The sequence below is a fragment of the Vibrio sp. 1249-1 genome (genome assembly GCF_033340495.1).
This window is the reverse complement of sequence record NZ_JAWOWJ010000202.1, coordinates 1-956: the sequence shown is the minus strand read 5'-3', so window position 1 is coordinate 956 and position 956 is coordinate 1. Positions and strand designations below refer to the sequence as shown.

1 protein-coding gene is annotated in these 956 nt (G+C 46.9%); it reads right to left on the bottom strand.

Going from position 1 to position 956, the window contains the following annotated elements; all coding sequences use genetic code 11:
• Positions 1 to 956: ATP-binding cassette domain-containing protein (locus R7Z50_RS25245; protein WP_318149454.1), on the bottom strand; the 956-nt coding region annotated here is incomplete at both ends.

Genomic DNA, 956 nt, shown 5'->3' with positions numbered 1-956 from the left:
ACGGACAAACCCAGAACCAGACCATCCCCTTTGCGGTCTTCCGAGATGTAAGCGATACCATTTGCCAAGCCATCTTGCGGGCTAACCGGATTAACGGTTTTGTTATCGAGATTGATAACGCCATGCTCGCTTGGCAGCGCGCCGTAAATCACTTTCATTAACTCGGTACGGCCTGCGCCCATCAAACCAGAGATACCCAAAATCTCACCGCGTTTAAGTGTGAAGCTCACATCGTGAACGCCAGAACCTGTCAAGCCAATCACTTCAAGACATGTCTCGCCGTGCTTTACATCAATACGTGGGTATTGCTCTTCTAATTTACGGCCAACCATCATTTCGATTAAGCCGTCTTCATCCGTGTCTGCTACTCGGCATTCACCGATAAATTTACCGTCACGAAGCACGGTAATGTCGTCACAGATTTCAAAGATTTCTTTCAGGCGGTGTGAGATATATACAATGCCGCAGCCTTGCTCACGAAGCTCATTAATCACTTTGAACAGAGATTCGGTTTCTGTATCAGTAAGCGCATCGGTTGGTTCATCCATGATGATGACTTTCGATTCAAACGAGAGCGCTTTGGCAATTTCTACCATTTGTTGCTCACCCAAACTTAGATCACCAAGCAAGGTTTTCGAGCTGTGTTTCACGTTCAAACGTTGTAGAAGTCTGTCCGCTTCCGCGTACATTTTGCTCCACTGAATGCGGCCCATAGAACCGGTAAATTCACGACCGAGAAAAATGTTCTCAGCGATTGTCAGTTCAGGGATTAAGTTCAACTCTTGGTGAATAATGCTGATGCCCGCTTCTTGAGAATCTCGCGGACCTTTAAATGCAGCAGGTTGACCCTGATACTGAATACTACCTGCATCCATATGATAAATACCGGTCAGCACTTTCATCAATGTTGACTTGCCTGCCCCATTTTCGCCCATGAGCGCCATAACACGACCTGG